This is a genomic window from Nitrobacter sp. (genome assembly GCF_051535235.1).
Classification (GTDB): Bacteria; Pseudomonadota; Alphaproteobacteria; order Rhizobiales; family Xanthobacteraceae; genus Nitrobacter.
The window spans coordinates 272,081-294,506 of record NZ_JBPPLZ010000002.1; the positions used below are offsets into that span (position 1 = coordinate 272,081).

23 protein-coding genes are annotated in these 22,426 nt (G+C 65.6%); 12 read left to right on the forward strand and 11 right to left on the reverse strand.

All coding sequences use genetic code 11. The features are described from left to right. Positions 1–119: 119 nt before the first annotated feature. Positions 120–902: a protein phosphatase CheZ gene (locus ACS3WA_RS03760; protein WP_438277220.1), complete on the reverse strand. Its 783-nt coding sequence runs from the start codon at positions 900–902 to the stop codon at positions 120–122. A gap of 316 nt (positions 903–1,218) precedes the next feature. Between ACS3WA_RS03760 and ACS3WA_RS03765 the strand changes: the two genes are divergently transcribed. Beyond that, positions 1,219–2,037 (forward strand): L,D-transpeptidase, encoded by an 819-nt coding sequence (locus tag ACS3WA_RS03765; RefSeq protein ID WP_438277221.1) that lies wholly within the window; start codon positions 1,219–1,221, stop codon positions 2,035–2,037. 122 nt (positions 2,038–2,159) lie between these two features. Here the strand turns inward: ACS3WA_RS03765 and ACS3WA_RS03770 are convergent, their stop codons facing one another. The 6 genes from ACS3WA_RS03770 to ACS3WA_RS03795 form a co-directional block, all read right to left on the reverse strand. After that, on the reverse strand, positions 2,160–2,966 hold the full coding sequence (locus tag ACS3WA_RS03770) for a DUF2076 domain-containing protein (RefSeq protein ID WP_438277222.1): 807 nt from the start codon (positions 2,964–2,966) through the stop codon (positions 2,160–2,162). A gap of 116 nt (positions 2,967–3,082) precedes the next feature. Beyond that, positions 3,083–3,928 (reverse strand): ChbG/HpnK family deacetylase, encoded by an 846-nt coding sequence (locus tag ACS3WA_RS03775; protein ID WP_438277223.1) that lies wholly within the window; start codon positions 3,926–3,928, stop codon positions 3,083–3,085. After that, positions 3,925–4,971: a glycosyltransferase family 2 protein gene (locus ACS3WA_RS03780; protein ID WP_438277224.1), complete on the reverse strand. Its 1,047-nt coding sequence runs from the start codon at positions 4,969–4,971 to the stop codon at positions 3,925–3,927. Before ACS3WA_RS03780 ends, ACS3WA_RS03775 begins: the two co-directional genes overlap by 4 nt. Positions 4,972–5,045: 74 nt before the next feature. Continuing rightward, on the reverse strand, positions 5,046–6,023 hold the full coding sequence (gene hisG / locus ACS3WA_RS03785; RefSeq protein ID WP_438277225.1) for an ATP phosphoribosyltransferase: 978 nt from the start codon (positions 6,021–6,023) through the stop codon (positions 5,046–5,048). Continuing rightward, positions 6,020–7,207 (reverse strand): ATP phosphoribosyltransferase regulatory subunit, encoded by a 1,188-nt coding sequence (locus ACS3WA_RS03790; protein ID WP_438277226.1) that lies wholly within the window; start codon positions 7,205–7,207, stop codon positions 6,020–6,022. Before ACS3WA_RS03790 ends, hisG begins: the two co-directional genes overlap by 4 nt. 341 nt (positions 7,208–7,548) lie before the next feature. After that, the gene (locus ACS3WA_RS03795; protein ID WP_438277227.1) at positions 7,549–8,316 is read right to left on the reverse strand and encodes a 16S rRNA (uracil(1498)-N(3))-methyltransferase; all 768 of its coding nucleotides are present in this window, start codon (positions 8,314–8,316) and stop codon (positions 7,549–7,551) included. Positions 8,317–8,647: 331 nt separating this feature from the next. Between ACS3WA_RS03795 and ACS3WA_RS03800 the strand changes: the two genes are divergently transcribed. Both ACS3WA_RS03800 and ubiA read left to right on the forward strand, forming a co-directional pair. Then, a complete protein-coding gene (locus ACS3WA_RS03800) occupies positions 8,648–9,367 on the forward strand; it encodes a hypothetical protein (protein ID WP_438277228.1) in 720 nt (239 codons plus the stop codon). A 10-nt stretch (positions 9,368–9,377) separates the two neighbouring features. Further along, a complete protein-coding gene (gene ubiA, locus ACS3WA_RS03805; RefSeq protein WP_438277229.1) occupies positions 9,378–10,313 on the forward strand; it encodes a 4-hydroxybenzoate octaprenyltransferase in 936 nt (311 codons plus the stop codon). On the opposite strand, the gene ACS3WA_RS03810 is transcribed toward ubiA, so the two are convergent. Then, positions 10,314–10,835 (reverse strand): DUF6101 family protein, encoded by a 522-nt coding sequence (locus ACS3WA_RS03810; protein ID WP_438277230.1) that lies wholly within the window; start codon positions 10,833–10,835, stop codon positions 10,314–10,316. A gap of 283 nt (positions 10,836–11,118) precedes the next feature. On the opposite strand from ACS3WA_RS03810, the gene ACS3WA_RS03815 reads away from it, so the two are divergent. From ACS3WA_RS03815 to lpxK, 6 genes are all read left to right on the forward strand, one after another. Continuing rightward, positions 11,119–12,510, forward strand: a complete 1,392-nt coding sequence (locus tag ACS3WA_RS03815; protein ID WP_438277231.1) for a TldD/PmbA family protein — start codon at positions 11,119–11,121, stop codon at positions 12,508–12,510. Continuing rightward, positions 12,497–13,306, forward strand: a complete 810-nt coding sequence (locus tag ACS3WA_RS03820) for a 3'(2'),5'-bisphosphate nucleotidase CysQ (protein WP_438277232.1) — start codon at positions 12,497–12,499, stop codon at positions 13,304–13,306. Before ACS3WA_RS03815 ends, ACS3WA_RS03820 begins: the two co-directional genes overlap by 14 nt. A 65-nt stretch (positions 13,307–13,371) precedes the next feature. Then, the gene (locus ACS3WA_RS03825) at positions 13,372–13,623 is read left to right on the forward strand and encodes a DUF4170 domain-containing protein (protein ID WP_438277233.1); all 252 of its coding nucleotides are present in this window, start codon (positions 13,372–13,374) and stop codon (positions 13,621–13,623) included. Beyond that, on the forward strand, positions 13,620–14,342 hold the full coding sequence (locus ACS3WA_RS03830; protein WP_438277234.1) for a lysophospholipid acyltransferase family protein: 723 nt from the start codon (positions 13,620–13,622) through the stop codon (positions 14,340–14,342). Before ACS3WA_RS03825 ends, ACS3WA_RS03830 begins: the two co-directional genes overlap by 4 nt. Continuing rightward, positions 14,335–15,639 (forward strand): 3-deoxy-D-manno-octulosonic acid transferase, encoded by a 1,305-nt coding sequence (locus ACS3WA_RS03835; RefSeq protein ID WP_438277235.1) that lies wholly within the window; start codon positions 14,335–14,337, stop codon positions 15,637–15,639. The genes ACS3WA_RS03830 and ACS3WA_RS03835 overlap by 8 nt, the downstream gene beginning before the upstream one ends. Continuing rightward, positions 15,632–16,636 (forward strand): tetraacyldisaccharide 4'-kinase, encoded by a 1,005-nt coding sequence (gene lpxK / locus ACS3WA_RS03840; RefSeq protein WP_438277236.1) that lies wholly within the window; start codon positions 15,632–15,634, stop codon positions 16,634–16,636. The genes ACS3WA_RS03835 and lpxK overlap by 8 nt, the downstream gene beginning before the upstream one ends. 6 nt (positions 16,637–16,642) lie before the next feature. Here the strand turns inward: lpxK and ACS3WA_RS03845 are convergent, their stop codons facing one another. After that, on the reverse strand, positions 16,643–16,861 hold the full coding sequence (locus tag ACS3WA_RS03845; protein WP_438277237.1) for a DUF2093 domain-containing protein: 219 nt from the start codon (positions 16,859–16,861) through the stop codon (positions 16,643–16,645). 176 nt (positions 16,862–17,037) lie between these two features. On the opposite strand from ACS3WA_RS03845, the gene ACS3WA_RS03850 reads away from it, so the two are divergent. Continuing rightward, the gene (locus tag ACS3WA_RS03850) at positions 17,038–17,853 is read left to right on the forward strand and encodes a dienelactone hydrolase family protein (protein WP_438277238.1); all 816 of its coding nucleotides are present in this window, start codon (positions 17,038–17,040) and stop codon (positions 17,851–17,853) included. Positions 17,854–17,957: 104 nt separating this feature from the next. Here the strand turns inward: ACS3WA_RS03850 and xseA are convergent, their stop codons facing one another. Continuing rightward, positions 17,958–19,568: an exodeoxyribonuclease VII large subunit gene (gene xseA / locus ACS3WA_RS03855; protein WP_438277239.1), complete on the reverse strand. Its 1,611-nt coding sequence runs from the start codon at positions 19,566–19,568 to the stop codon at positions 17,958–17,960. Between the two features lie 80 nt (positions 19,569–19,648). Between xseA and purD the strand changes: the two genes are divergently transcribed. After that, complete coding sequence (gene purD / locus ACS3WA_RS03860) at positions 19,649–20,929, forward strand: phosphoribosylamine--glycine ligase (protein ID WP_438277240.1); 1,281 nt, start codon at positions 19,649–19,651, stop codon at positions 20,927–20,929. 122 nt (positions 20,930–21,051) lie between these two features. After that, the gene (locus ACS3WA_RS03865; RefSeq protein WP_438277241.1) at positions 21,052–21,963 is read left to right on the forward strand and encodes an alpha/beta fold hydrolase; all 912 of its coding nucleotides are present in this window, start codon (positions 21,052–21,054) and stop codon (positions 21,961–21,963) included. Here the strand turns inward: ACS3WA_RS03865 and ACS3WA_RS03870 are convergent. Next, positions 21,947–22,393: a nucleoside deaminase gene (locus ACS3WA_RS03870; RefSeq protein ID WP_438277242.1), complete on the reverse strand. Its 447-nt coding sequence runs from the start codon at positions 22,391–22,393 to the stop codon at positions 21,947–21,949. The genes ACS3WA_RS03865 and ACS3WA_RS03870 overlap by 17 nt on opposite strands. Between the last annotated feature and the right edge of the window lie 33 nt (positions 22,394–22,426).

The following is a 22,426-nucleotide window of genomic DNA, read 5'->3' on the forward strand; positions in this document are numbered from 1 at the left end:
CCGAGTCCGCCAATCTGCTATCGGCCAGGGCGTTTTCAAGCGAAGTGGTTCGCGTCAAGACAGCGCGTCAAAATAAAATCATGGAGCTTCGCTTCTGATTCCATCAGAAGCGAGATGCTCTAGCCGAACAACGCGTCGATATCGTCCTGAGAGGCGTGCCCCTCGTCGCCGTCGAGTTTCGGACCGTTCAGAAGCTTGGCATCGCCGACGCGATCATCGATGATCGGCGGAGCATGAGCGCGGATGGCGTCGACGCCGCCCCAGATGTCCATCATGACGTTGATGTGATGTTCGATGAACTTCATGGTGCTCATCACCTTGGCGATGCGCTGGCCGGTTAGATCCTGGAAGTTGCAGGCCTCGAAAATCGCGATCACGCGTTCCTGGATTTCCTCGCTCTGCAACTGTGTCTGTTCCGGAGACGCAGACTTCGACAGGGCGCTGGCTGACTGGTCGATCGCCTCGGCCGCCTCCAGAATCCGTTGCGTCGCCTGCTCGGTGCCGCCCACCACGGCGCCAAGTTCGTCGGTCACCTTCGACATCTCGTCGCCGCTGAAGCTCTTGCCGTGAAGAACCGCGATTTCCTGCTTGGTGCGGGTGATGGCGTCGTAGATCAGATCGAGCTCGGTTTTCAGCTTTTCGCACTGTTCGATCTGTGCGCGGTAGGTCTGCAGCACGGCCTGCGCATCGGCGACCTCGCGGCTGACCTCGGTGTCGGCAGCGACCGCTTCGCCGGCACCATTGCGGCGCGAAGCTCCCATCTGTTGGCGGATGGCCTGCAGCTCCGCCATGATCTCGCGATGTACCGGCATTGGTGTCTCCCCATGTTCGGCGGCTGCGATAACGGGCGCGCCTGCATTCAAAATCTCTTCGACGCGGAAGCGCTTGCGTTGAACAGCCATCAGATTCCCCAGCTTCACTCAAATCCATCACGCTATATCCATGCGTTGTATACCGACGTGGTTTAACGACGGGTTCACGCCGGGAACCGGCGTCAATCTGTTGCTTGCGGCCGGCGATTAACCACGTCGGATGCCGTTCACCGAAAATAAACGCTACCGCACAAAACCGCGTCGCATTAAGGACGTGGTGAATCGAAACGCCGGTTCTGTTTACCAAACCGATGCGGTTTTGATTTTAATTTGCTCGCGTGCAAGACGCGTTATCGGGCGCTCCCACGGCCCGCCCGCCCACGGCGAAACAGTACAGAGTACGTCGATGTTCAAAAAACTATCCCTCGCGCTCCTCGCGGGCGTGTCGCTTGCTGGCCTTGGCGTTCAGCAAACCTTTGCGAGAGAACCGCAAGCCAGGTTTTTTACCGAGCCTGTCGTGGTTTATGCCGATCAGCCCACGTCGCAGCCGGCCGAGCAGCAGGTGGCCGGGCAGCAGGTGGCCTATGCCGAGCGGTCCAACATGGGCAGCAACATGGGCGGCGGGTTCATCGAGTTCCTGTTCGGCGACGGACAGCAGCAAGGATTGCGTTACCAGCAGCAGCCTTATGATACGCGCCCGCTCTATGCGCCGCAGCCGCAGGCGATGCAGCCGCAGCTCATGCCGGAGCAGGACGCAAGCGAGGCCGCGCATCCCGCGTTCGATCCGAAATTCGAGAAGCAGCTTGTCGATTATCACGGCAAGGAAGCCGCCGGCACCATCGTTATCGATACGTCGAGCAAGTTTCTCTATCTCGTGCAAGGCGACGGCAGGGCGCTACGCTACGGGGTCGGCGTCGGCAAGCCGGGCTTCCTCTGGGCCGGCGTCAAGACAATCACGGCCAAGAAGGAATGGCCGGACTGGACGCCGCCGGCAGAAATGCTCAAGCGTCGCCCCGATCTGCCGCGCCACATGGAGGGCGGGCCGCAGAATCCGCTCGGTGCCCGCGCCATGTATCTCGGCTCCTCGCTCTACCGCATCCACGGCTCCAACGAGCCCTGGACCATCGGCACCAACGTGTCGTCCGGCTGCATCCGGATGCGCAACGAGGACGTGATCGATCTTTACGGCCGCGTTCATGTCGGCGCCAGGGTGGTCGTGATCTGACGCTTGTTGAACGGAATCAGACTGCCGTCATTGCGAGGCGCTTCGCGCCGAAGTCTGAATGCCCTGAGACGGAAACGGCCGCCCGATCGGCGGCCGTTTTGTCGTCGCGAAATTCGGAGACCTCAGGCGTAATCGTCGCCGTCGCCGTCGTCGTCGTCGAAATCGTCGGAGTCCATGTCCATCTCGTCGTTATCGTCGTCGTCCTGGTCCTGATCCTGGTCCTGATCGGCATCCGCCTGGGCCTGATCGAACGGCCTGGATTGCGACGCGTCGCCGTGTTGTGACCCGATGTCACCGACGCCGGCGTCGCGCGCCAGATTGCTTCCCGACTGGTCGCCGCCGCCCCATGGGCTGCGCGAGCCCAGCCCGCCTGCGTCTCCGAAACTGCTGGCATGGGCGGGCCCACCCATCATGGAGCGGATGCTGTTCAGAAGCAGGCCGCCGCCCACCGCACCCGCAGCGGCCGCCGCCGCCGTTCCGAGAAACGAACCGCCGCCGCCCGGCTGCGGCGGGGGCGTGCCATAGGGCTGACCGGCAGGTCCCTGATTGTAGCGTCCGGGCGGTTCGGTCTGCTGCAGCACCTGTCCGGTGTTCCAGGCTGGCTGGCTCGACGGCGTGGGCGAAGGCTGTACGTTCGGAACCGAACCGCGCGATTTGCCGAAGACGGTATCGCGCATCTGATCCAGGAATCCGCCTGAAGCGGCCTGATCGGAGGCTCCGCCGCCCTCCAGTTGCTGGATGCGGTCGTTGGCGCGCTTGAGGGCTTCATCCTGAACCAGAACCGTCTGGACCAGCGTATATAACGCATTGGGCGCCCGCCGCAGGCCCTCGGCGATGGCAGCGGCGGCGGCCTGATCGCGCGGCGTGTCCTCGACGCTGGCGAGGCGGGTGAAGAGGTCGTCAACCAACTGGCGTTCTTGCGGCGTCATGGCGCTCTCCCGATAAGGTGGCCGATGGGATGTAGGCGCGCTTTTTGTCGCAAACAGTGTCGCGGCCGATTAAATTTCAGTGTGCGGCAATTAAGGCAGGCCCCGCGCTTCGCTGGTCAACCCAGCGCCACCCGATTCGCCGTCAGCATGTCGCGGAAGCCGTCGCCGGAGAGGAACGCATATTCCCGCTCCCGCTGGCCGGTAACGGGATCGAGCGCGATCAGCGTGTCGTCGACAAAGCCGGGATGGCACATGATCAGGCCGCCGTCCGGCGAGCCGTCGAGAAAGTCCTGCATCAGCGCGCCGAAGTCGGGCTTTGTGAAATCATAGACGCCGGCGAATGCCGGATTGTAGCGGATGCCGGCGCGCGCGGCCTGGCGGCGAAAGCCGGCGCTCAAGAGGTCCAAAAGCAGCGCCTTCGGCGTGCCGAGCCGCCCGGCCGGCGGGCGGCGGCGGCGGCCGCACTGGCGCACCCACGCGGCCGGCGCGGCGCTCTTGACCGCCGACAGGAAGGCGCCGCGCACCTGCGGGAAAATCTGCACGTGCTGATGGCCGTCGACGTAATCGGGGGCGCGGCCGAACCGCTCGGCAAACGCTGCGATCTGCGCCCTGACCTCGTCGAAAATCATCTCGGGCTCGAGCCGGCGCGACAGGCTCGCGCGCAGCATCTTCGAAAGCGGCGGAAACAGTCCGCCCTGAAGCGGCCGGTAATGCAGGGTGAGCGGATGAAACGGCGCGGTGAGGGTGGTGTGCAGGCCGACGACGCAATGCGGGTTGCGGTCGACTGCCGTCTCCAGCGCCTGGACGTCTTCGCGTCCGGCGGCGGGGCCGACCACCATCACCGATGTCGCGTTGATGCGCTCCCGCTCGATCAGATCGCGGATCGCCTGATTGACTCCGGGGCTGATGCCGTAATCGTCAGCGCACAACATAATCCGGCGCTGCGGTTGGTTGCCGCTCATTCGGCGGCGGTCCGGTGCGGGTCACCGGCGGACGTTTCGCTGTCGGCCTGCTTCACGCTGTGCTCGGCGACGAAGTAAATCGGCCGCGCTTTCAGTTCGGAGAGGATCTTGCCGATGTATTCGCCCATGATGCCGATCATGAGGAGTTGCACGCCGCCGAGGGTCATCAGGCCGACCACCAGCGACGGATAGCCGGGGACCGTTTCGCCATCGACCCAGGTTTCCCACAGGATCGAGAGGCCGAACAGGAAGGCGGCAAGCGCCAGCAGCAGGCCGAGCAGGCTGGCCAGCCGCAGCGGCGCCACCGAAAACGACGTCAGCCCCTCGATCGACAGGCCGAGAAGCCGCGCCGCATTGAACGTGGACATGCCGTGGGCGCGGACGTCGGGCTCGTAGTCGATGCGGAACTGGCGAAAGCCGATCCAGCTCGCAAGCCCCTTGAAGAAACGGTTGCGCTCGGGCATCTGGCGCAGCGCGGCGGCGGCGCGGGGCGACAGCAGGCGGAAGTCGCCGGCGTCCTCGGGAATTCGCTGGCGCGCGCCCCAGTTGATGATCGCGTAGAAGCTGTGCACGCCGATCCGCCGCAGCAGCGACTCATTCGTCCGATGCGCCTTCGCCGTGTAGATGACATCGTAGCCGCCGTTGATCCATTGATCCACCAGCCGCTCCACGAGGTCGGGGGAATGCTGGCCGTCGCCGTCCATGAACAGCAGCGCGCCGCGCCGTGCGTGATCGAGGCCCGCCATCAAGGCGGCTTCCTTGCCGAAGTTGCGCGACAGCGACAACACCTGCACGTCCAGCGCGTCGGCGGGGAGCGCGCGGGCGAGGCTCAGCGTGTCGTCGGTCGAGCCGTCGTCGATATAGACCACCTCGCAGGCGAGGCCGAAGCGCTGCCGCAAGTTCGCTGCCAGCGCGCCGAGACGGTCATGAAGCTGCTGGAGCCCGGCGGCCTCGTTGTAAATGGGAATCACGATCGACAGACCCTGCGCGACCGCTGCGGCCGCATCTGCAGGCAGACCGGGAAGGCTCGGCGTTGACGTCATCGGTCGGGTCCGGCTGATCAATCTTCCTATGGTAGTGAGTGCGGTCGCGCGCTTCAACGGGCGGCCGCACGGTTCTACTTCCGCAGGAACGCTTCCAGTTTTGCGAATAGCGGGTTCTCGCGATCGAAGACATAGTCCAGCGATGCAATCGACACCGTTTCGGCGCCGTGCTGACGCAGAAAGCTGCCGAGCGCATAAAGCCGGTCGGGCGGGCAGTGCAGCGTGATCATGCCGGAAGAGGTCGGTCCGCCGAACGGCGAGACTGCGCCGAAGCGATGCTGCGCCTCGGTGAGCAGCGCCGCATCGCAGCCTGTGAAGCGGGTCCGCACCTCGCGATACTGGCTGGCGCGGGCGCGTGCCGCGATGTGGTCGAGAATGATCCGCGCCGTTTCGCGCGCGCCGTTCGACCAGTCGGCGTCGCGCGAGGCGACCAGGTTGGCCTGGCTGCGCAGGATGACGCCGTCGTCCAGCACCTTCAGGCCGTTGGCGGCGAGCGTCGCCCCGGTCGTCGTGATATCGACGATCATCTCGGCGGTGCCGACGGCGGGGGCGCCTTCCGTGGCGCCTGCGCTCTCGACGATGCGGTAATCGACCACGCCGTGCGAGGCGAAGAACGCGCGGGTGAGGTTGATGTATTTGGTCGCGACCCGCATCCGCCGGTTGTGCTGCGCGCGAAATCCGGTCGTCACGTCGTCGAGGTCGGCCATGGTGCGCACGTCGATCCACGACTGCGGCACCGCGACCACGACGTCGGCGCTGCCGAAGCCGAGACCGTTGATCAGCGCCACGCGCCTGTCGGCATCGGTGATGCTTTCGCGGATCAGGTCTTCGCCGGTGACGCCGAGATGCACCGAGCCACGCGCGAGTTGCGCGGCGATCTCGCTCGCGGAGAGATAGGCGATCTCGACGGTGTCGAGCTGGACGATGGTGCCGCGATAGTCGCGCACGCCGCCGGGTTTGGCGAGCGTCAGCCCGGCGCGGGCAAAGAAGGCTTCGGCGTTTTCCTGCAGGCGGCCCTTCGACGGCACGGCCAGAACGAGGGGTGCGGTCATGACGCGCTCCCGCCGGTTCGCCTCGTCGAGGTCTCGCCCGCGCACTTCGTTACCGCCTCGATCCAGATCGAGAAGCCGACCGCGGGGATCGGCGCGGATGCGCCCAGTTGCGTCATCAGCCCGTCGTAGCGGCCGCCGGCAATCAGCGGCTCGTCGCCGCCGCCCTTGCGCTGCAGTTCAAATTCGAAGCCCGTATAGTAGTCGACGCCGCGGCCGAACGAGGTGGCGAAGCTGATCCTGCGGGGCTCGACGCCGCGCGCGGCCACGAAGCCGGTGCGGCTTTCGACCTGATCGATCGCAGCGTGGATATCGAGCTTGGCGTCGGAGGCGAGCGCGCGCAACTGTCCGAGCGCATCGTCGGGATCGCCAGATATCGCGAGAAAACGCTTGATGATGGTCAGCGCGTCGCGCGGCAGCGCGCCGCTCTTCAGCGTGGATTGTTCGAGGAAGCGGTCGGCGATCTCGTCGAGGCTGCGGCCGCCGACAATGGTCGCGCCCGCGATCGACATCATGTCAGTCACCAGCGCCAGCGCCGCCTTGCGATCGGACCCCGCCAGCGCGGCAAGCACGCCTTCGTATTCGTTGTGGCCGGGACCGGTCGCAAGCGTCAGCCGCTCGATATCCTGCGCAAGGTTGATCCTGCGATTGAAGTCCTTCATCAGCCGCCGCCGCCAGACCGGATAAAGATCGAGCGCATCGATCAGCGCGGTGAACAGCGCGACGTCGCCGGTGCGGATCTCCACATCGGTGATCCCGAAAGCCGCGGCCGCTTCCAGGCCGAGCGCGAGCATTTCGGCGTCGGCGGCGGCGCGATCCTGCCGGCCGAATGATTCGATTCCGGCTTGCAGGAACTCGCTCGGCCGCCCCGCGCGATAGCGGAACACGGGCCCGAGATAGCAGAACCCGGCCGGCTGGCCGGCCCTTTCGGAGGCGAGGTAGTCCCGCGCCACCGGGATGGTCAGGTCGGGGCGCAGGCAGAGGTCCTCGCCGCCCGCGTCCGAGGTCAGATAGAGGCTTTTGCGGATGTCCTCGCCCGACAGGTCCAGAAACGGCTCGGCCGGTTGCAGGATCGCTGGCTCCGCCTTGACGTAGCCGGCCTGGGCGAACGACGACAGCAGCCCGTCCGCCCAGGGGGGCGATCGGGTTGCAGGAGTTTCCGCGTTGCCGCTCATATCGAAGGCCATGGATTCCAAGGTGTTTTCCGGGCAAGCCCTTATAGCGTTTTCGAGCGAAGAGGATACCGGTTCGCGTCAAGAAAACGCGTCAAATCAAAATCATAGAGCTCGCTTCTGATTCCGTCAGAAGCGGAAAGGCTCTAGTGGAGTGAATTTGACGTTCGCTACCCACTTTGCAGCAAACCCGTCAGGCGAACGTCAAATTCAAAACTCCACTAGAAACCTAGTGGAGCTAGTGGTCCTTTGATTCTAACATTTGCAAGAACTCCCTGCCGCAACGGGATGCAAATGTTAGAATCGGACCACTAGCATGGCCGTATGACCGTTTCGACCATGATTCGGGAAGTGGCTTAACGAGTTGCGTGTTTTTCGGACTGCGTCCAGTCGCCCAGTACGGTCTGGACCAGGGCAAGAACCGCGACCGCGGCGGTATCGGCGCGCAGGATCCGCGGGCCGAGCGATAGCCGCAGCGTAAGGGGCTGGCCGAGCAGATTTGTCCGCTCGTCCTCGGCGAAACCGCCTTCGGGCCCGACCAGCACATCGACGCCCCGTGCGGCGCTGCCCATCGGCGCAAGCGCCGCCGCCGGATTGGCGACCGGCGCGGCCTCGTCGCAGAAGACCAGCAGGCGTTCCGGCGCGCGCCCGCCGAGCCAACGCTCGAGGGTGACCGGTTCCTCGACCCTGGCCAGGCTGAGGATGCCGCATTGCTCGGCGGCCTCGATGACATTGGCACGCATCCGCTCGCCATTGACCCGGGTCACCTGGGTGAAGCGGGTCAGGACCGGCTGCAGCGTACAAACCCCCATTTCGACGGCCTTCTGGACCATGTAATCGAGCCGGGCGTGTTTCAGTGGCGCGAAGACGTAGCGCAGGTCGGGCAGGCGGTCCTGAGCCCTGGTCTCGGCGACGATATCCAGGTGTTCCGGACGCTTGCGACCGGCGATCGCCGCCAGCCACTCGCCATCGCGGCCGTTGAAGACCAGCACCTTCGCGCCCGATCCGAGGCGCAGCACATTGCCGAGATAATTGGCCTGGTCGCGGTCGAGCGGAACCCTGCCGCCTGCGGCGAGCGGTGCGTCGACGTAGAGCCGGGGACTGCGAAAGTCCGTGTCGGGCATGACTAAACGGGCATGACTAACAGTGAAATCCTGCGGGAACTGCCTTCTACGGCGGTTTCTTCATGCGAACCGGGTACCTCGTCGCTCGAAAACCCTATAGACCAACACAATCGGGCTCTCAAACTGTGAGGGCGGAAATCAGTCCGGGTGTTCCGATTTTCGATCGGCGCGGCCATGTTTGGATTGGCGCGGCCATGCGTCGCGCTGTTGCCCGATTCGTCGGGTTGTTAGGAATCGTCTGCAATCGTAAAAGTGTGGGAATCATGGAAGGTGGTTCGTTGCATTCGTCGCGAAAGACGTCGCGGATAGTTGACCCTGCCGGAGAACTGCTGTGATCGCCCCACGCCTGATCGTTCCATTGACACTTGCGGTGCTTGCCATCGGCGTCACCGACGCGCCGGGCCAGACCGCGTTTCCGGCACCATTGCCCAACAGTGCGACCGGAACAGTCAATGACCCGGCGTTCCCGCCCGTCAATGGTGCGCCTGCGCAACGGCTCTCCGCGCCGGCCCAGGATTCCGCGTTTCCCCCGGTCAATGGCGCCACGTCGGCGACGGTCGGCGCGCCTTCTGCGTTTCCCTCCGCTGGCGCTGCTCCGGTGGGTGGATTCGGGGCTCCGCGCCAGCAGGCGGGTCCGCCCGGTGCCGCCGACTGCATGAAGGAATTCATGCCGCTGCGCGAAGCGGCCGAGAAACGCGGCAAGCTGATCCAGGCTGCCGGCGCCCGTCATGCGCCGCCCGATGAAGCCTGCAAGCTGATCGGGCAATATGCGCAGGCGGAAGTCAAAATGCTCAAATTCGTCGACAAGAATTCCCAGAAGTGCGGAATTCCCGACAACGTCGGAGCGCAGATGCGCGCCAACCACAAGGCCACGGAAACCATGCATCAGAAGGTTTGCGATGTGGCCAAGCAGGCGAAAATGCGTGGTCCCTCCGGGCCGAGCCTGAGCGAGGTTCTGGGTTCGGCCTCGGGCGGATTGCCGGAAGCCACCACGCCGAAGAAGGGCGGCAGCACGTTCGACACCTTGAACGGCAACGTTCTCACCCGATGACGAGCCTCTGATGAGCGACGCGGCGGCACGCGTCGCGGACTCGGCCGGCAACTGGGTCGACACGCGCGCGCCGCTGTGGGCGCGTCCCTATCTGAGACTGTCGCGGCTCGACCGGCCGATCGGCTCCTGGCTGCTGCTGCTGCCATGCTGGTGGTCGGCCGCGCTGGCGGCGGGCGTCGCCCGTGACGTGAACCGGCTGCCTCTGACCATCGTGCTGTTTTTTATCGGCGCGTTCGCGATGCGCGGCGCGGGCTGCACCTGGAACGATATCACCGATCGCGATCTTGACGCGCGCGTTGAGCGGACGCGGTCGCGCCCGATTCCTGCGGGGCAGGTGACGGTGGCGCATGCCATGGTTTTTCTCGTGGCGCAGGCGCTTGCGGGATTCGCGGTGCTGCTCCAGTTCAACCGCTTCGCCATCGCGACCGGAATCGCTTCGCTGGTCATTGTTGCGGCCTATCCCTTCATGAAGCGCATTACCTACTGGCCGCAGGTCGTGCTCGGCCTCGCCTTTTCATGGGGCGCGCTGATGGGTTTCGCGGTGCTGCTGGGCCGCATCGATGCGGCCGCGCTGGCGCTGTATGCGGGCTCGATCGCATGGGTGATCGGCTATGACACGATCTATGCCCATCAGGACGCGGAAGACGACGCGCTGATCGGCATCAAGTCGACGGCGTTGCTGTTCGGTGAACGCACGCGGCCGGCGCTTGCGATCTTCTACGGGCTTGCCGTCGCTCTCATCGGCGTCGCATTGCATTTGGCCGCCGCGCGATGGCCGGCATGGATCGGCCTTGCGGCCTTTGCCGCGCATCTCGCCTGGCAGGTCGCACGAATCGACATCGGCGATTCCCGTCTCTGCCTGCGGATTTTCAAATCCAACCGCGATGCCGGGCTGTTGCTGTTCGCGGGTCTATTGGCGAGCGCGTTGCTGGTGGCGGTGGCCTGACTAATTCCGCGCGATGATCTCGCGTTCGCCCCGATAGATGGCCGCCGGGTTGAGCAGATAGCCGTTGCGCCGCCGCACCAGGAAACTCGGACGCCGTGCATTGATGGCGTTGCTCCGTCGTCTGCGCGGCGTCGGATCGCGCCTGTCGTCGGCGAGTTGCGGAAGCGCGAGAATCTCGCTCCAGGCCTGCCACGCGGCGTCGCGCTCGGCGGCATCATCGGTCACCAGAAGGGGAATGGCGAGCGACGGATCGCGGTGAAGCAGAACAAGCGCCCGTCCGTCGGCGGTGTCGCGCACGGTCACACCGGCGAATTCGCTGACGCGCACGCTGATGGTCATCTGCATGCCGTGGACGGCGCGATGCAGCGTCACGCGTTCGCGATGAAGTTCGATCTGGCGGATGCCGCCGTCGGCGCGGCTGTCGCGCGCGGCGAAACTGACGGGCAGTGAGAGCGGGTCGAGCCGCAGAGCGCGGCTCGACCCGGCGGAATCCGGTCCGCCTGTTGATGTTTGACGCCTCACGGCTTTGTCTCCCCGCCGGGATTATGTTCCCGGTCGATGGGCGAGAGCATGCCAGCGCGCGATCCGGATTTGCTTAAAAAGGCTGGTTAATCGAAGGTACCTTGGGCCTCATCCGCGCGCATGATTGACAGACCCTTCGCCGACATGCTTGACGGGTCCTTGCCGGGGCGCTGATAATCTTCGATACCCGCTGCATGTCACGCTTGAAGTCCGCATAAAATAAGCACATCTCATGACGGGACCGCTTGCGCGCCGGTCTCCTCGAATTCCCGGGATTTTGTTCGTGATCTCTTCACCAAACACATCATTACCGAAATCCGCCGAATCCGAACTCTTCGATCAATCCGCGCTCAGTGAACTCGCCGAACGGCTGGTCGAGGCTGCGAAGCGCGCGGGCGCGGATGCTGCGGATGCGGTCGCGGTGCGCGGCATCTCGCAAGGCGTCGAGGTTCGCGACGGCCGCGTCGAGGAATCGGAGCGCTCGGAGAGCGACGACGTCGGACTGCGCGTGCTGGTCGGACGGCGACAGGCCACGGTCTCGACCAACGATGTCGGCGGCGACAATGTCGCGAAACTCGCCGAACGCGCGGTCGCGATGGCGCGGGTCGCGCCCGACGATCAATATGTCGGCCTGGCCGATCCTGCATTGCTGGCGCGGAATTTTCCCGATCTCGATCTGCTCGATCGGGGTACGCCAACGACGGCGGAACTCGAGCGCCGCGCGGTCGAGGCAGAGGCGGCGGCTCTGGCGGTCAAGGGCGTCACCAAATCCGGCGGCGCCTCGGCGTCGGCCGGCATCGCCGGCATGGTGCTGGCGACGAGCACCGGCTTCCGCGGATCGTATCTTCGTTCGAGCCATGGCATCTCGATGATGGCGATCGTCGGCGACGGCACTGCCATGGAGCGCGATTACGATTTTTCCTCCGCGCTTCATGGCTCCGATCTCATGTCTCCGGCCAGCATCGGCCGCAGCGCCGGTGAACGCACGGTGGCGCGCGCCAATCCGCGCAAGGTCGCCACCTGTAAGGTGCCGGTGGTTTACGATCCGCGCGTCGCGGGCTCGCTGGTCGGTCATGTCGTCGGCGCGGCCAACGGCGCGTCAATCGCGCGCAAGACCAGTTTTCTAAAAGATCGGCTCGGGCAGCAATTGTTCGCGAAAGGAATCCGGATCGTCGACGATCCGCTGCGTGTGCGCGGGCTGCGCTCGCAGGCCTTCGACGCGGAAGGTGTCGTGACCAAGAAACTGGCGGTGATCGACGACGGCGTGTTGACGTCGTGGTTGCTGGATTCGGCAACCGCGCGCGAACTCGGCCTGACGACGACCGGTCATGCCCATCGTGGCGTCTCGTCGTCGCCCTCGCCGGGACCTTACAATCTGCATCTCGAGGCGGGGCAGATGACGCCGCGTGAACTGATCGCCGACATCGAGCAGGGCTTCTACGTCACCGACCTGATCGGCTCCGGCGTCAATGGCGTGACCGGCGACTACAGCCGCGGCGCGTCGGGATTCTGGATCGAGAACGGCGAGATCACCTATCCCGTGAGCGAGATCACTATCGCCGGACATCTGATCGAGATGTTCAAGTCGCTGACCCCCGCCAATGACCTTGCATTCCGCTATGCGACCAACGCGCCGACCGTGCGCATCGAAGGGCTGACGGTTGGCGGGCGGTAAGGCCGATAGCCGCGACGACGATCTGGCGCGGGACCGCGCTCTGTTGATCGAGACGGTGCGCGAGGCGGGAGAACTGGCACGCGCGATGTTTTGCACCAGCCTGCGGACCTGGACCAAGGGGGTCTCGTCGCCGGTGTCGGAAGCGGATATCGCGGTCAACGATCTCATCGAAAACAAGTTGCGCGCGGCGACGCCGGATTACGGCTGGCTGTCCGAGGAAAGCGCCGACGATCCCTCGCGGCTCGGCAAGCAGCGGGTCTGGATCGTCGATCCGATCGACGGTACGCGCGGCTATATCGCCGGCCGCGACGACTGGTGCGTCAGCGTCGCGCTGGTCGAGCGTGCCTCGCCGTTGCTCGCGGCCGTCTTCGCGCCGGCCACCGACGAGTTCTTCCTCGCCGCGCGCGGGCAGGGCACGACCTGCAACGGCGCGCCGGTGCAGGCGACGCCCGGCGATACCGTGGTGGTTTCCAGGATCGCGGGACCGAAGCCGCTTGTGGACAAACTCGACCGAAGCGATGCCGCGCCTCACCCGCGGATCGCTTCGCTGGCGCTGCGGCTATGCCGTGTCGCGGACGGCCGCATCGACGCGGCTTTCGCTGGCGGCGACAGTTGCGACTGGGATATCGCCGCCGCGGATTTGATCGTGCAGGAGGCGAATGGTAGACTGACGTCGATCGGGGGCGAGCCGATCCTCTATAACCGCGCCGAGGTGACGCACGACGTGCTGTTGGCGGCGGGTCGCCTTCGCCACGCGCGCATTCTCGCGTATTTTCAGGGGGGGCCGCTGCCGTAAGGAGACGGGGTGTCGACTTTCGGGGTATTTGCCTGACGATCGGCGCCATAGTAGGACAACGCGCAATGCCGCCGGACACTCCGCCCCAGCAATTGCTCCACCTCGTGATCGGGGGCGAACTGGCCGATCTCGCGCAGACGACCTTCAAGAACCTCGACGAGGTGGAGATCGTCGGCCTGTACCCGAACTACGCATCGGCCTACGCCGCCTGGAAGGCGAAGGCGCAGCAGACGGTCGATAACGCCCACATGCGGTATTTCATCGTGCACCTCCACCGGCTTCTCGATCCTGGTCAAGACACGAAGCCCGGCCTTTGAGAAAGCTGCTCCGCAATCTGCTGCGCGCCCGCTGGTTTCAGCAGTTCGCAGGCCTCCTGGCCGCGGGCTTTCTGCGGCTGGTTTGGATGACCAACCGATTCAGCTATGATCCGGACGATGTCTACGACATTGTCGAGCCGCAGATGCCTGTCATCCTCGCGTTCTGGCACGGACAGCATTTCATGACGCCGTTCATCAAGCGGGCGCACCATCGCGGCAAGGTGTTGATCTCGCGCCACCGCGACGGCGAGTTCAATGCGCTGGCGGCGGAGCGGCTGGGCATCGAGACCATCCGCGGCTCCGGCGATCACGGCTCCGCATTCAATCGCAAGGGCGGGGTCGGCGCCTTCAAGGAAATGGTTCGCGCGCTCGAAGAGAACTACAACGTGGCTCTCACCGCCGATGTGCCGAAGCGCTCGCGCGTCGCGGGCCTTGGCGTCATCATGCTGGCGCGCGAGTCCGGGCGGATCATCATGCCGTTTGCGATGGCGACCAGCCGCTTCATTCGCCTGAACAACTGGGACGGCACCACCATCAACCTGCCGTTCGGACGCGGCGCCCTGGTCGGCGGCGAGCCGATCTCGGTTCCTGCCGACGCCGACGCCGAGATGATGGAAACGCTGAGGGTTCGGCTGGAGGCCACGCTGAACGACGCCACGCGCCGTGCTTACGCCAGGATCGGCCGGCCTGAACTCGAGGCGGGGAGGTGCGATGTCTAGCCCGGTGCCGGCGACGCTGCGCCTCTACGGCAGACTGTCCGCCGCCGCCGGCGCGCTCGCGCCCGTGCTTTTGAAACGCCGGCTGAAGCAGGGCAAGGAAGATCCCGCGCGCATCGACGAGCGGCGGGGCATCGCCCGCCTGCCGCGTCCCGCGGGCCCGCTGGTCTGGATCCATGGCGCAAGCGTCGGCGAGGTGCTGGCCGTAGCCACGCTGATCGAGCGGCTGCGGGCGTTGAACCTGCGCATTCTGCTCACCTCGGGCACCGTGACCTCGGCTGCCATGGTCGCGAAGCGATTTCCGCCGGACATCATTCACCAGTACATCCCCTACGACTCGCCGCGCTTCGTCGCGCGCTTTCTCGATCACTGGCGGCCGGGTCTCGCGCTGTTCATCGAGTCGGATCTTTGGCCCAATCTGATTCTGGCTGGCGCGTCGCGCCGCCTGCCGATGGTGATCATCAACGGGCGGATGTCGCAGCGTTCGTTTCCGCGCTGGCGCAGGATGGCGGGAACGATCGCGGCGCTGTTGGGCCGGTTCGACATCTGCCTGGTCCAGTCCGAAACCGATGCGGAGCGCTTCACCGTGCTCGGCGGCCGCAACGTCGCCGTCACCGGCAATCTCAAGCTCGACGTGCGGGCGCCGCCGGCCGACGAGGGCCGGCTGGAGCGTTTGCTGTTCGTCACCCGCGGCCGCCCGGTGGTGGTGGCGGCGTCGACCCATCCGGGCGAGGAGGAGATTCTCCTCAATGCGCACCGGACGCTGGCTGTTTACTTCCCCTCGCTGCTGACCGTGATCGTTCCGCGCCATCCCAACCGGGGCGAGGCGATCGCCCGCATGATCGCAGCCTCCGGCGCGCAAGCCGCGCGACGCTCGCTGGAGCAATTGCCGACGGCGCGGACGGATATCTATATCGCCGACACCATGGGCGAACTGGGATTGTTCTACCGGCTGGCGCCGATCGTTTTCATGGGCGGATCGCTGGTGCCGCGCGGCGGCCAGAATCCGATCGAGGCAATCAAGCTCGACGCCGCTGTCGTGCACGGCCCGCATGTCTTCAACTTCACCGAGGTCTATGACGCGCTCGACCGCGCCGGCGGCGCGCGCCGGGCCGACGACGGCGATGCGCTGGTGAAGCATCTCGGCCATCTGCTCAGCGATCTCGCCGCCCGCGATGCCGCGAGGGCGGCCGCGGCCGACGTGGTCGATCGGCTCGGCGGCGCGCTGGAGCGCACGCTGGCCGCGCTCGAACCGTATATTCTGCAGTTGCGGCTGGAGAGGCGAGCGGCCGATGCGTGAGCCGGCCTTCTGGTACAGGCCGTCATCGCTGCTGTCGCAGTTGTTAGCGCCCCTTGGCGCGCTTTACGGTGCGATCGCCGCGCGGCGGCTGATGCGGACAGGTCTCCGCGCCGGGGTGCCCGTCATCTGCGTCGGAAACTACGGTCTTGGCGGCGCCGGCAAGACGCCCACCGTGATGGCGCTGGCAGGCATCCTCCGCTCGCTCGGCGAAACGCCGGTCGTGCTCAGCCGCGGCTATGGCGGGCGGCTGCACGGCCCGCTGCAAGTCGATGCGCACCGGCATACGGCCGCCGATGTCGGCGACGAGCCGTTGATGATGGCGCGGACAATCCCGGTAATCGTGTCACGGCAACGGACGGCGGGCGTCGCACCGGCTCGCGCACTGGGCGCGAGCGTGATCCTGCTGGATGACGGCTTTCAGAACCCGGCGCTTGCGAAGGATATCTCGCTGATCGTGATCGACGGCGATCGCGGTCCGGGCAACAAGCGGGTGTTTCCGGCGGGGCCGTTGCGCGCGCCTCTGCCGGCGCAATTGTCCCGCACCGATGCGCTCGTAGTCATCGGCCCTGGCGCCGCCGCGGACGGCGTTGCGGCCAACATCAGCGCGGGAGGCCTTGTGTTGCGGGCGAAGCTCGTCCCCGATGACGCGTCGGTCGCGGCGCTGCGCGGCAGGCGTGTCTGTGCCTTCGCCGGCATCGGCGATCCCGCGCGGTTCTTCCGCAGCCTGCGCGCCTGCGGCATCGATGTGACCACGGAGCGGGCATTCTCCGATCATCATCCGTTTTCGCAACGCGACGTGGCGGAGTTGCAGGAGGTTGCTGCGCGCGACGGTCTTGCGCTGGTGACGACCGAAAAGGATCTGGCGCGGCTGCGCAACAGCGAAAGCCTTGCGGCATTCGCTCAGGCCGTCGTTCCCTTCGCAGTCACGCTTGCGTTCGACGACGAACCGGCGCTGCGGTCGTTCCTCGCGGACCGGATCGCACAGGCGCGGCGATAGCGTCGGCTACTTCAGTGTGCCCGGGTAATGCCGCTGCAGGACCGCGCTCGGAAGAGCGTAAGCCTCCTGCAGGTCGACGCTCCAGTACTTCAATTCGTCGAGCGGAATGTGGGCGTCGGTGATGGCGCAACGCACATAGGTTCCCGTCGAAAGCACGCGGAAATCGCCGTCGAGATATTGCACCCGCGCTTCGCCCTGGCCGGACTGGCCAAATTTGTTCAGCACGTCTCTCTCCCGAATCGCCGGCCTGCAAACATGCCGGCTGATTTTTTGTTCTCCACAGATAGGCTCGCAAAAGGCCGCGTCAAACCACCGATTTGTGATGAATTGCGCGTCCGACCACATGATAGGTCTGCATTCAGGTTCCTTTTTGCAGCATACCAGATCGTCCGGCAAGATATATGCGGCTGCTGTCAGCATTTGTTTGGGTTGCGATGTCTGTTTCGACCGTCGCAGCGTTCGCGGCGTCCGCACCCCCGCAGCCCGAACGGATCGCCATCCCGCGGCAGGGCGGCGTGCTGCATGGCCTGCTCTACAAGCCCGACGGTAACGGCCCGTTCGCGACGATCATCGCATTGCACGGCTGCAGCGGTCTCGGACACGGCGGGCAAATCCAGCCGCGCTATCTGGATTGGGCCGAGCGGCTTTTGAAAGGCGGCAACGCCGTTCTGTTCCCGGACAGTTATGGTTCTCGCGGCGCCGGCCAGCAATGCCAGCCCAAACAGCGCAAGATCTTCGCGCGCCGCGAGCGCGTCGCCGATATCCGCGACGCGCGACAGTGGTTGATGCAGCAGCCCTGGGTTCTGCACGGCCGTATTGGCCTGCTCGGATGGGACAACGGCGCCAGTGCCGTTTTGTGGGCGGTGCGTCCGCAAATCGCATGGGCCGGCCGGCATGATGATTTCCGCTCGGCTGTGGTGTTCTACCCGGACTGCAGGATCTCGTCGCGTCTGGGGTGGAGCACGCGCGTTCCGACCCTGTTGCTGATCGGCGCCGCCGACGACCTCAGTTCGCCGTCCGCCTGCCGGCAGATGGTCGACGATGCGCGCGGGCGCAGCGCGCTCGCCCGGATTGTCGTCTACCCCAACGCCCGCCATGGTTTCGACAGGGTGAATGCGCCGGTCCATGCAGTTGCCGGAGGAGGCGGGCGCATCGGAGCCGATTCCAAGGCGCGAGCGGACTCGGAAAGCCGGGTCGCGGGCTGGCTGGCGCGTTAGAGACTAGAGTCTGTTTCAACTGCGTTGAATCAGACTCGTCGCTTATCTTTTTGTTTGAGCATGATCTTTTCCGAAAACCGGTTTCCACTTTTCGGGATCAGGCTCTAGAAAAGATTTCCCTGATCGCCGGGCTTTACCGTGCGCCGCGCGGGTGTCGGCTTGGGTTGGCTTTTCGGGCCGGGCGAGGTCGTAGCCAGCCGGTCGTTGTCGGCGGTCGCGTTCACCCGCCCGTCCGCGAATTCGAGCGAGAGCCGTGCCGCAGGCCCGACCGCCGATGCGCTCCGCAACGCCTGTCCGGCGTCGTCGCGCACCAGCGCGAAGCCGCGCGCGAGCACGCCGCGATAGGACACCGCCGCCAGCAACTGGCCGGAATGCGCGATGCGGGCCTCATGCCGCTGCAGCAAGGTGACGAATGCCCGCCGTGCCCGCTCGGCGAGGCGCTGGGTGCGTTCGTTCGCTCGCACGATCTGGGCGCGCTGCACCTGCGCATTGGCGAGGCGCGAAGCCGTGAGCCGCACAGCCAGCCCGGTGAAGCAATCGCGGCGGTGGCGCAAGACCACCTGCGTGCAATGTGCGAGCCGCGCGCCGGTCGCGGCGACGGATTGTTTGGCGTGGCTGACCTGCGCGCGCAGCACGCGCAGCGTGAGTCCGCTCGAGATCTGCGTGAAGCGGCGATGATGCAGGTGCGTGCTCGCGCGCAGGGCGCGCGGCAATGCGGCGGCGGCGCCGTCGAGCTTCTGTTGCGGGATCGCGAGCAACTCGCCCGCTTCCGGCAGCGCGCGGGCGGCCGAGCGCAATTCGGTGCGCCGATCGTCATGACCGCGCCGCCATCCGACCATGGCGCGTGCCGCGAGGTTCGAGACTTCGACGAACAGTTCGGCTCGGACCGGCACCGCGATTTCGGCCGCGGCGGTCGGCGTCGGAGCCCGCTTGTCGGCGGCGAAATCGATCAGCGTGATATCGGTCTCGTGGCCGACCGCGGAAATCAGCGGGATCATGCTGTTGGCGGCCGCACGGACCACGATTTCCTCGTTGAACGACCACAGGTCTTCGAGCGAGCCGCCGCCGCGCGCGACGATCAGAAGATCAGGTCGCGGAATATGTCCACCTTCCGGCAGCGCATTGAAGCCCTCTATGGCGGCCGCGATCTGTTCCGCCGAGCCTTCGCCCTGCACCCGCACCGGCCAAACCAGCACGTGGCGGGGAAAACGGTCTTCCAGCCGATGCAGAATATCGCGGATGACCGCGCCGGTCGGGGAGGTCACCACGCCGATCACCTCGGGCAACCAGGGCAGCAATTGCTTGCGGGCTTCGTCGAACAGGCCTTCCGCCGCGAGCTTCTTCTTGCGCTCCTCCATCAGCGCCATCAGCGCGCCGATTCCGGCTGGCTCCAGCGCCTCGATCACGATCTGGTATCTCGACGAGCCGGGATAGGTCGTCAGCTTGCCGGTCGCGATGACCTCGAGGCCCTCCTGCGGCTTGAACCGCATCCGGCCATGAATGCCTTTCCAGATCACCGCCTCGATCTTGGCGCTTTCGTCCTTCAGCGCGAAATAGCAATGGCCCGAGGCATGAGGCCCGCGAAAGCCGGATATCTCGCCGCGCACCCGCACATGGCCGTAGGTATCCTCGACGGTGCGCTTCAGCGCCGAGGACAGTTCGGAGACGGTATATTCCGGCGCGTTCGCCAGGAGTTGTGCAGGGCCTGCGGGCATTTGGATCACGTCTGTTGCGCCTCCGCCTTACCATGCTAAAGCGTCGGTAAACCATCGAAAATCCTTATCGGCAGTCGTCCATGAACATTCTCCTGCTCGGTTCCGGCGGCCGCGAACATGCGCTGGCCTGGAAAATCGCCGACTCCGTGTTGCTGACGAAACTCTGGTGCGCGCCGGGCAATGCAGGGATCGCGCGCGTCGCCGAATGCGTGTCGCTCGACGTCGCCGATCATGCCGCGGTGATCGCGTTCTGCAAGGCCAACAAGGTCGATCTGGTGGTGGTCGGGCCCGAGGCGCCGCTTGCGGCGGGCATCGTCGATGATCTCGCGGCCGCCGGTATCAAGGCGTTCGGGCCGAGCAAGGCCGCAGCCCGGCTTGAAAGCTCGAAGGGCTTCACCAAGGATCTCTGCCGCGACAACGCCATTCCGACCGCCACCTATGAACGCTTCAGCGATGCCGGCTCGGCGAAGGCCTACATCGCCGCGAACGGTGCGCCGATTGTCATCAAGGCCGACGGGCTTGCTGCGGGAAAGGGCGTCGTGGTCGCGATGACGATCGAGGAGGCGAACGCGGCGATCGACACGATGTTCGAGGGCGGTTTCGGCGCGGCCGGCGCGCAAGTGGTGGTCGAGGAGTTCATGCGCGGCGAGGAGGCGTCGTTCTTCGCGCTGTGCGACGGCGAGCATGCGCTGGCGCTGGCGACGGCGCAGGATCACAAACGCGCCTTCGACGGCGACAAGGGACCGAACACCGGCGGCATGGGCGCCTATTCGCCGGCTCCCGTCATGACTGACGAGATGTGCCGCCGCACCATGGACGAGATCATTCTTCCGACATTGCGCGCCATGCGCGCGAAGGGTGCGCCTTTCAAGGGCGTGCTGTTCGCAGGCCTGATGATCACCGACGATGGGCCGAAGCTGATCGAATACAACGTCCGCTTCGGCGACCCGGAATGCCAGGTGTTGATGCTGCGGATGATGGGGGACATCGTGCCGGCGCTGTTCGCCGCCTGCGACGGACAACTGAACCATTTCAGCCTGCGCTGGTTTTCCGACCCGGCGTTGACCGTTGTCATGGCGGCGAAAGGGTATCCCGGTGACTATGCAAAGGGGACGCCCATTGAAGGGCTCGACGCCGCGGCCGAGGTCGAAGGCGTGGAGATTTTCCAGGCGGGAACGAAGGAGGAGGGCGGACGCATCCTCGCCAATGGCGGGCGCGTGCTGAACGTCTGCGCCTCGGGCAAGACCGTCGCGGAGGCGCAGGCGCGCGCCTACGAGGCGGTGGATCGCATCAAATGGTCTGACGGCTTCTGCCGCCGCGACATCGGCTTCCGGGCGGTTGAGCGGGAGAGCGGCGGATAGTTTCATCCCGCGCGGGTTGTTGCGACGGGTTGCATTGGCGGCCGCAATCGTCTCGAATCCGCTGTCAGGCGCGTCCCGGCCCGGAGCGCGCCGCAGGGATGCCGGAGATAAAGGGATCAGCCATGCCCGACCTTGCCGATCTGTTTCCCGGTTACGCCTCCGAATGGATCAACACGACGTCGGGCCGCATCTTCGCGCGCGTCGGAGGCAAGGGGCCGCCGCTTTTGCTGCTGCACGGTTTTCCGCAGACGCACGTGATGTGGCACAAGGTGGCGCCGCAACTCGCCGACGCCTTCACCGTCATCATTCCCGATCTGCCCGGCTACGGCTGGTCCGACATGCCCGAGAGCGATGCGGACCACACGCCCTATACCAAGCGCGCAATGGCGGAAACCTTGATCGAGGCCATGGAGAAACTCGGTCACGTGTATTTCGCGCTGGCGGGGCACGATCGCGGCGGCCGCGTCGCCTATCGGCTCGCGCTCGATCATCCCGGACGGCTGTCGAAGCTCGCCGTGCTCGACATCCTGCCGACCTACGACTACTGGGCGCGCATCAATCGGCTGTCGGCGCTGAAAATCTATCACTGGGCGTTTCTCGCGCAGCCCGATCCGCTGCCGGAGAAGCTCATCACCGGGCAGCCGGATTTTTTCCTGAAGCAGACGATGGCGAGCAAGACCGGATCCGGCACGCTCGATGCCATCGATCCGCGCGCGCTCGAGCATTATCTCGCGCCGTGCCGCGATCCTTCGCGGGTCCATGCGATGTGCGAGGACTATCGCGCCGGCGCCTATGCCGATTTCGAGATCGACAAGGCCGATCTCGAAGCGGGCAGGAAGATCACCATTCCGATGCTGGCGCTGTGGGGCGATGCGGGTATCGCCGCCGCGGCCTCGGCCACGCCGCTCAATGCCTGGCGGGTCTGGGCGGCCAAAGTGACGGGCGGTGCGCTGAATTCAGGCCACTACCTGCCGGAAGAAGCGCCCGACGAGACCGCGAGGGCGCTGAGGCAGTTCTTCACCGCCGCGCCTTGAAGAAATCGCGCAGCAGCGTCGCCGCTTGGTTTTCACCGACCGCCGGATATACCTCCGGCCGGTGGTGGCAGGTCGGCGCGGCGAAGAAGCGGACGCCGGAATCCACCGCGCCGCCTTTCGGGTCCGCCGCTCCGTAGTAGAGCCGCCGGATCCGCGCGAACGAGATCGCGGCCGCGCACATGGTGCAGGGTTCCAGCGTCACATAGAGATCGCAGCCGGTGAGCCGCTCGCTGCCGAGGGCGTGCGCGGCGGCCCGCAGCGCCAGGATTTCGGCATGCGCCGTGGGATCGCGGTCGGTCAGCGTGCGGTTTCCGGCCGATGCGACGACCTCGCCATTCCGCACAATGACGCAGCCGATCGGCACTTCGCCCGACTTTCCGGCCGTTTCGGCGGCCGCAAGCGCCAAATCCATGAAACTTGGTGCGGTCATGTCTCGTTTCCCCGGCGCACCCGCTTTTGCTGA

Coding starts and splice junctions, on each gene's coding strand:
- xseA (WP_438277239.1), bottom strand. CDS start 19,568: ATGCCCGCAGGCCCTGCACAACTCCTGGCGAACGCGCCGGAATATACC.
- ACS3WA_RS03795 (WP_438277227.1), bottom strand. CDS start 8,316: ATGCCCGACACGGACTTTCGCAGTCCCCGGCTCTACGTCGACGCACCG.
- hisG (WP_438277225.1), bottom strand. CDS start 6,023: ATGACCGCACCCCTCGTTCTGGCCGTGCCGTCGAAGGGCCGCCTGCAG.
- ACS3WA_RS03775 (WP_438277223.1), bottom strand. CDS start 3,928: ATGAGCGGCAACCAACCGCAGCGCCGGATTATGTTGTGCGCTGACGAT.
- ACS3WA_RS03760 (WP_438277220.1), bottom strand. CDS start 902: ATGGCTGTTCAACGCAAGCGCTTCCGCGTCGAAGAGATTTTGAATGCA.
- ACS3WA_RS03870 (WP_438277242.1), bottom strand. CDS start 22,393: ATGACCGCACCAAGTTTCATGGATTTGGCGCTTGCGGCCGCCGAAACG.
- lpxK (WP_438277236.1), top strand. CDS start 15,632: ATGCGTGAGCCGGCCTTCTGGTACAGGCCGTCATCGCTGCTGTCGCAG.
- ACS3WA_RS03780 (WP_438277224.1), bottom strand. CDS start 4,971: ATGACGTCAACGCCGAGCCTTCCCGGTCTGCCTGCAGATGCGGCCGCA.
- ACS3WA_RS03825 (WP_438277233.1), top strand. CDS start 13,372: ATGCCGCCGGACACTCCGCCCCAGCAATTGCTCCACCTCGTGATCGGG.
- purD (WP_438277240.1), top strand. CDS start 19,649: ATGAACATTCTCCTGCTCGGTTCCGGCGGCCGCGAACATGCGCTGGCC.
- ubiA (WP_438277229.1), top strand. CDS start 9,378: ATGAGCGACGCGGCGGCACGCGTCGCGGACTCGGCCGGCAACTGGGTC.
- ACS3WA_RS03865 (WP_438277241.1), top strand. CDS start 21,052: ATGCCCGACCTTGCCGATCTGTTTCCCGGTTACGCCTCCGAATGGATC.
- ACS3WA_RS03835 (WP_438277235.1), top strand. CDS start 14,335: ATGTCTAGCCCGGTGCCGGCGACGCTGCGCCTCTACGGCAGACTGTCC.
- ACS3WA_RS03850 (WP_438277238.1), top strand. CDS start 17,038: ATGCGGCTGCTGTCAGCATTTGTTTGGGTTGCGATGTCTGTTTCGACC.
- ACS3WA_RS03790 (WP_438277226.1), bottom strand. CDS start 7,207: ATGGCCTTCGATATGAGCGGCAACGCGGAAACTCCTGCAACCCGATCG.
- ACS3WA_RS03770 (WP_438277222.1), bottom strand. CDS start 2,966: ATGACGCCGCAAGAACGCCAGTTGGTTGACGACCTCTTCACCCGCCTC.
- ACS3WA_RS03765 (WP_438277221.1), top strand. CDS start 1,219: ATGTTCAAAAAACTATCCCTCGCGCTCCTCGCGGGCGTGTCGCTTGCT.